A 6,111-nucleotide genomic window follows, 5' to 3' on the forward strand; every position below is an offset into this window, starting at 1 on the left:
CAATTGACCCGCACGAGGCACACCACGACCAACGACCGAATTGCCCCTAAGTTACCGGTATTGCGCCTAGCCTTGGTGATTCACGGCGATGGTCAACTCGTCGGGTCGAGCGGCGTGTAGATAGGCGAAAGTGCCTCTCTGGCAAGGGAAACTTGTGATTGCGACATCTACAAGGATCTCTACCGGGGAGGCACTTCCGGCGTGCAGTCTACGACGTGGTCGAGGGATCTGCGGGTCACCGCGGACGGAACGGGTGTGGTGTCGCACGTCGGTGCGGCGTTGCTGCGGATGTTGGCTGATCGGGTCGGGTTGACCGGGGCGTTGTCGGCTGGGCTGGCCCGCCGGGGTTGGTGGCCGGTCCACGACCGGGGCCGGGTGCTGGTCGATCTGGCCGTGATGATTGCCGATGGTGGTGAGGCGATCTGCGATATCGATGTGCTGCGTCACCAGGACGAGGTGTTCGGCCCGGTTGCCTCGGATACGACCGTGTGGCGCGCCTTGGACGAGATCGGCGCGGCCCAGTTGCGGCGGATCGCGGTGGCGCGGGCGAAGGTCCGGGCCCGGATGTGGCAGCTGTTCGGCGGGCCGCCATCAGCCCGGGCCGCAGGCCGCGAGATCGGCGACGGTGTGGTGGTGCTGGACGTGGACTCCACGATCGTGCTTGCCCACTCGGACAAGGACGGCGCCGCACCGACCTACAAGCACACGTACGGCTTCCACCCCATCCTGGTGACCTGCGACAACACCGGCGAGATGCTCGCTGTCCAACTGCGGCCGGGTAACGCCGGCGCGAACACCGCCACTGATCACCTTGCCGTGCTCGCCGACGCGATCGCCCAGTTGCCCGCCGTGCATCGGCGGCGTCTGCTCATCCGGGGTGACAGTGCCGCCGCCAGCCGCAAGGTGCTCGACTGGCTCACCAGTCTGAACACCCGCCGTCGGCGGGTGGAGTACTCGATCGGCTGGTCGATCACCGAGGCCGAACGCGCCGCGATTACCGCCTTGCCCGCCACGGCCTGGACCCCGGCACTGGCCGCCGACGGCGGCATCCGGGACGGCGCCCAGGTCGCGGAACTCACCGGACTGCTCGCCCTGACCGGCTGGCCCGAAGATGCGCGGGTCATCGTCCGTCGCGAACGCCCGCACCCGGGCGCGCAGTTGTCGCTGTTCGAGGAACGCGACGGCTGGCGCTACACCGCGATCGTCACGAACACCCAGATCGGCGCCCTGCAGTGGCTCGAAGTCCGGCACCGGGCCCACGCCCGGGTCGAGGACCGGATCCGCTGCGCCAAAGACACCGGACTGCGCCGGCTACCGTCGCGCGAGTTCGCCATCAACCAGGCCTGGTGCGTTGCCGCCGCGATCGCCGCCGACCTCATCGCCTGGCTGCAACTGCACGCCCTCGACGGCGAACTCGCCACCGCCGAACCGAAACGGCTGCGCTACCGGCTCCTGCACACCGCCGCCCGCCTGACCCGAGGTCAACGCCGCCGCTGGCTGCGCATCCCCGCCGCCTGGCCCTGGGCCGATCAGATCACCGCCGCGTTCAACCGGATCGCGGCGATCCCCGCACCCGGCTGACCCCCGGTCAGCCCCGACCCGCCGACCGGAGAACCCAGGAGACCACGCCCACCGCCGCGACAGACGGCCCCTCACCATGCCCAGCCCCACAAACAATCGACACAACTCGATCAATGTGCTGGACCAACGGCACCGTCGCTACACGCGTAGGGTCGGGAACTGGCGCGGTGGCACGGTCTGGAGGTAGGTCCGGCAGCCTTCAAGTACCAGCGGTTTCCCGCTTGGTTGTCCCACTGCCGTGACCCTGTCCAGGGTGTTCCGTTTCCAGCTCCCGCCCGTCGAACCGTGCGTGCGGTTCTCCCGCACACGGCTCACCGACGTCGTTCACCGCCGGCATTCGGTCTGTCCCGTCGCCAGGGCTTGAAGGGCCTGGGTGCGACGACGGTTCCCACAAGTCCGATCAGGCCCAGCTCGTTGCCGGAGTAGGCCACTACCGACCACCCGAACTCGCGGCTGCGTTTGTGTCGTTTCCGGAGCACGATCGCCAGCCGCATCTTCGCGTAGTACCTGATCTTGTCGAAGTGGCGGGCCGAGTTGCCGTACTTGAAGTACCCGGCCCAGCCGCGCAGGAACAGGTTGATGTCCCGCACGATCCACTCCACCGACAGCAGTAGCCGGGACCGGTCGGTCAGTTGCCGGATCCGGTCACGGGCATGCTGCATGGCCTTGTTCGCGGGCCAGCGGGCCAGGAAGGTGATCTGCTTACCGCCCGTGCGGGCCCAGGCGCGCACCAGCCGGTGGTGAAAGCCCAGGAAGTCCACGCCTTCCCCACCCACCTCAAGGTGCACGATCCGGGTCTTGGCCTCCTTCGGCTCCAGGCCGAGGTCGGCCAACAGATGCCGAAGACGCTCCAAAGCGGCTTCGGCCTGCCGTCGGGAACTACACATCACCACAACGTCGTCGGCGAACCGGACCAGCACCCCGTACTGGCGAACGTCCCATGCCCGGTCGATCTGGTGCAGATAGACGTTGCACATCAGCGGCGAGATGACGCCGCCTTGCGGGCTACCGGTGACCGGTCGCCGGACTTGACCGTCTTCCATCACCCCGGCGCGCAGCATTGCCCGCAGGAGCCTGAGCACGGCCTGGTCACTGACGCGTTCCTGGACTGCTTGCATCAACTTCTCATGCGGAATCGCCGAAAAGCAGTTGGCGATGTCCGTCTCGACCACCCATCGCTTGCCCTTCCAGGACTCGTCAATCAGCACCTGGAGGGCATCGTGCGTCGCACGTTTCGGGCGGAACCGAAGCTGCACGGCAGGAACTGGGCCTCGAAGACCGGCTCGAGCACGATCTTCACCGCCGCCTGCACGATGCGGTCACGAACCGCGGGGACGGTCGTTTCATACTGCACCTCCTGTGGGTATGAGTGGGGTTGATGGTTTGAGATGTACCGATTCGGCGACCTTCTTGCGGTAGATGGCCTCGATGTCGGTGGTCCAGGGGATGCACCAGCGTCCGGAAGGGTCCCGACGTGCTGGGACCTGGCCGAGCCAGATCCAGTTGTAGATGGCGTCGCCGTTGATGCCCAGTCGTGCGGCGGCTTGCTTGATGGTGATCTCGCCGTCGCGCAGGCATTGGGTGCGTGGGGCGCGGATCTTGAAGACGTGTCGGATCCATCGGACCGCTTTGACGTCGAACCGGTGGCCTTTGCCCGTGCGGAGGCCTTGTGCGTTAAGGGTTTCGGCCAGCTGCTCGTCGGTGAGGACGCCGCCGAGGCGGCGGGCGAGTTCGACCGCTGCGGCTGGTGTCCGGTCGGGTTTGCGTCGGGTGGCCGTGATTTCCTCTGTGGCGCCGGTGTGCCAGCGCACACCTATGCGTATCTCATCGCTGTCCTGTTCGGACAGTATGGTGACGTCGGAGATGACGGTGCGCAGCAGCCGTTTGCGGTCTTTGGCGCTGGTGGCTGGATGGTCCCAGAGCCGGGGCAGGTCGGCGGCGAGGCGTTCTAGGCTGTCGCGGTCGGGCAGCGGCGGCCGGCGGTCACGGGCGGTGGCCAGCGCGGCTTGCGCATCGGCGAGGGCAGCCAGCTTGGCTTCCCATCGGGACTCCAACGTGCGTGCCACCAGACGGTTCTCCGGCTCGACTTGTCCGAAGGCACGTTCGGCGCGATCGGCCTCGTATTGGGCGTGCTGCACCGCCAGTTCGGCGGCGCGGTGCGCGCGGGTGTGCCGCTGCTGCACCTGTTCGGCGGCGTCCAAGGCGAGGCTGATCTGCTCGAGGGTCAGCGTGGACAGCAGCAGAGCGGCCACCGCGCCGTCGATAGTCGACGCGGCCACCGAACGACAGCGTTGACTACGGGCGGCGTCCCGGTGCCCCATGCAGTCGTAGTAGGCCACCTGGTTCTTGCCCTGATAGCGAGTGCCGACCGGGTGACCGCAGTGGCCGCAACTGATGATGCCCTGACACAGCGGCTGTCCTTCCCGCGGCGGCCGGGCGCCGGCGTTGTGCGGTTGGCCGCCAGTTTCGCCTCGATGTCCAGGTACTGCTGCCAGGTGATATAGCCCTCGTGGTGGTCATGGATGAGGACCTGCCACTGCTCCCGTGGCAGTACCTGACTGGCAGTCTTCACCGTCCCATCAGGACGGACCGTGCGCACGGTCTTGTGCTGCCCGTAGGCGTAGGCACCCGCGTAGGCGGGGTTCGACAGCACCCCCAACGCCCGGCCGTGGGTGAGCTTCCCCCAGCGCAGCTGCCCAGCCCATACCCCACCATAGGCGCGCACTGGGAACGTCCGGCCGGCGAACGCTTGCACCACCCCATAAGCGGAGCCGGTGCGGGCGAACTCGGCGAACACATCAGCCACCGCCTGACGCACCTGCTCATCGGCGTCCAACACGATCAACCCGTCGGGGTCGTAGTCGTAACCGACCGGCAGCGGCAGCCGCAGCTCGCCCCGCGCCGCCGCGGCGCGTTTCGCGCCCTGCAACCTGCCGAACAGCAGGTGGAGCTCTGCCTCGGACATGCTCCCCTTCAGACCCAACAACAACCGGTCGTTGAAGTCGGCCAGGTCGTAGACCCCGTCGGTATCGATGACCAGGGTGTCGGTCAGCCGCGCCAACTCCAGCAGCCTGGTGAACTCCGCCGACGAGCGGGCCAGCCGCGACACCTCCAGCCCGAACACCGCCCCGACCTCGCCCAGACACACCCGAGCGACGATCTCCCGGAACCCGCCGCGGTCGCTGCCATACCGGCCCGACACCCCCAAGTCGGTGTCGATCACCACGACGCTGTCGGCCGGCCAACCCAGCCGCTCCGCGTCCCCGGCCAACGCGTACTGACGCGTGGTCGACTCGGTGTGATCCCGAACCTGAACCATCGTGGACTGTCGAATATAGACGATCGCTACCCGAGAGCGATGCGACGCCGTGATCTTCGCTTCCCCGTTCACGGCAGCCACCTCCCGCCGCCAGCCTCGCTTCCACCATGTTCGCGATCACGGCGACGGCCTGGAGGCGATCCCAGCACTCCACGGCCATGCCGCACCATCCCTGACCATGACGGACCATGCAAACTACACCCATGTAGTTCTCTCATGATTCAGGCCCCGTCCCGCCACTTCACGCAAGCCTCAAGCAGCGAATTCACTAGAACGCGCAACTCACTCAAGGACTCGCGCGACAGCCGGGCCTCGTCCGCGGCCGGACCACGATCAGTCCACTCGATCGGCAGCGTCACACTGGCACCGTCACCGGCGTCGCAAACGAACACCCGTCCACGGCCACGCCGCTTCGCATACAAGATCTCCAACGTCCGCCCGGCCAGCGGATGGAACGGATACGTCACCAGCAGCGAACCCGAATACTGCCTGGACGAACCGGCACTTTGCAGCCTCCGTCGGAATGCCGAGCGGACGGCGCCGGCCGTCCGCTTTCGGGATATACACCCGCTTGACGGGTCGGGCCTGCCAAGGCCGCTGCCGGCGGTGAAGCACCGTCGCCAGATCGGCCTTGTCCTGGGGGTGCAAGACGATCCTGCCGTCCACCCCAGCCGTCAAACGTCCAGCGTTGATCTCGGTGACCCGCCGAACCGCCAGTAGCGTGTTCGAGCGGGACCGCAGCATCAACTTCTGCAGATTCCGGACCCGTTTCAGGTCCCCCGCCTGCGACGCCGTGAAGATCCGCTGCCGCAAACGCCGTACTCGCTGCTCACAGGCACGCCAATCCACGGCGTCCCAGTCGAGCGGTTCGTCCTCCGGTCCGTTCACCACCCCGATCGGGGCAGTGTCCAACTTGTCCTTCGGTTCCGGCCTCGTTGTCATCGTCTCCGCACAAGCTCACCTGACCCGCGTCAGCCTGCTTTCACAGCCGGGCCTAAACCCCGGTATCCGGCCAGTTATCCGAAACCCCCGGTGAAGGGACCAGGAACACGGTCTCGGTTTCCTGCCGCCTTTCGGCCGCCGGCGTTCGCTTCTCGGGTCATCCCTATCCCGCCCAGGGAGTTGGGCCTTCCTCACGGTCGGCTTACCCCGGGTTCCGCAGTTCGTAGTCACACGTGTGCTGGAGTTTAGGGGTTGAGCTGGGCAAACGC

Annotated in this window: 6 protein-coding genes and 2 pseudogenes; 1 reads left to right on the top strand and 7 read right to left on the bottom strand. The window is 67.0% G+C overall.

The genetic code is table 11. The annotated features are described in order from the left end of the window. The first annotated feature begins 201 nt into the window (after positions 1 to 201). A complete protein-coding gene (locus V6V89_RS40890) occupies positions 202 to 1,581 on the top strand; it encodes an IS1380 family transposase (protein ID WP_334625101.1) in 1,380 nt (459 codons plus the stop codon). Between the two features lie 311 nt (positions 1,582 to 1,892). Here the strand turns inward: V6V89_RS40890 and V6V89_RS40895 are convergent, their stop codons facing one another. The 7 genes and pseudogenes from V6V89_RS40895 to V6V89_RS40915 all read right to left on the bottom strand — a co-directional run bounded on the left by V6V89_RS40895 (position 1,893) and on the right by V6V89_RS40915 (position 5,788). Beyond that, positions 1,893 to 2,789: a reverse transcriptase domain-containing protein gene (locus tag V6V89_RS40895; RefSeq protein WP_334625103.1), complete on the bottom strand. Its 897-nt coding sequence runs from the start codon at positions 2,787 to 2,789 to the stop codon at positions 1,893 to 1,895. Then, positions 2,783 to 2,935, bottom strand: coding sequence for a hypothetical protein (locus V6V89_RS40900; RefSeq protein ID WP_334625104.1), 153 nt, complete (start codon positions 2,933 to 2,935; stop codon positions 2,783 to 2,785). The genes V6V89_RS40895 and V6V89_RS40900 overlap by 7 nt, the downstream gene beginning before the upstream one ends. Continuing rightward, on the bottom strand, positions 2,925 to 3,833 hold the full coding sequence (locus V6V89_RS40905) for a hypothetical protein (RefSeq protein ID WP_334625105.1): 909 nt from the start codon (positions 3,831 to 3,833) through the stop codon (positions 2,925 to 2,927). Before V6V89_RS40905 ends, V6V89_RS40900 begins: the two co-directional genes overlap by 11 nt. A 45-nt stretch (positions 3,834 to 3,878) precedes the next feature. Continuing rightward, positions 3,879 to 4,076 (bottom strand): annotated as a pseudogene (locus V6V89_RS42020) (zinc ribbon domain-containing protein); the annotation flags it as partial. Beyond that, positions 4,049 to 4,981: pseudogene (locus tag V6V89_RS40910) on the bottom strand (recombinase family protein); the annotation flags it as partial. The pseudogenes V6V89_RS40910 and V6V89_RS42020, both read right to left, overlap by 28 nt. A gap of 140 nt (positions 4,982 to 5,121) precedes the next feature. Further along, the gene (locus V6V89_RS42025) at positions 5,122 to 5,367 is read right to left on the bottom strand and encodes a DUF5372 family protein (RefSeq protein WP_442935324.1); all 246 of its coding nucleotides are present in this window, start codon (positions 5,365 to 5,367) and stop codon (positions 5,122 to 5,124) included. After that, positions 5,270 to 5,788: a reverse transcriptase N-terminal domain-containing protein gene (locus V6V89_RS40915; protein WP_334625107.1), complete on the bottom strand. Its 519-nt coding sequence runs from the start codon at positions 5,786 to 5,788 to the stop codon at positions 5,270 to 5,272. Before V6V89_RS40915 ends, V6V89_RS42025 begins: the two co-directional genes overlap by 98 nt. Between the last annotated feature and the right edge of the window lie 323 nt (positions 5,789 to 6,111).

This window comes from Micromonospora sp. CPCC 206061 (assembly GCF_036906915.1).
Lineage (GTDB): Bacteria > Actinomycetota > Actinomycetes > Mycobacteriales > Micromonosporaceae > Phytohabitans.